Origin of the sequence: Salmonella sp. SAL4457, assembly GCF_046548235.1 — a bacterium.
GTDB lineage: Bacteria > Pseudomonadota > Gammaproteobacteria > Enterobacterales > Enterobacteriaceae > Salmonella > Salmonella enterica.
In genome coordinates this window covers 1-264 of record NZ_JBGDZO010000668.1, presented here as the reverse complement: position 1 = coordinate 264, position 264 = coordinate 1, and the positions used below count along the sequence as shown (strand labels likewise).

1 pseudogene is annotated in these 264 nt (G+C 73.1%); it reads right to left on the bottom strand.

The features are described from left to right. Window positions 1-264, bottom strand: a pseudogene (locus ACLJNW_RS25865) (PLP-dependent aminotransferase family protein); the annotation flags it as partial.

The window sequence follows — 264 nt, the reverse complement described above, 5'->3', positions numbered from 1 at the left end:
CCCAGGCGCAACGCCGGGAAGGCGATCTTGCAGAAGGTCCCGACGTAGAGCACCCGGCCCTGTCGGTCCAGCGCGGCCAGCGGCGCCCGCGGCGTACCGCTGTAGCGATACTCGCCGTCGTAGTCGTCCTCGACGATCCAGCCGTCGGCGCGCTCGGCCCACTCCCGCAGCTCCAGGCGCCGCGCCAGCGACAGGGTGACGCCGGTGGGGTACTGGTGTGACGGCGTGACATAGGCCAGGCGGCAGCCGGCGATGCCCGCGAGC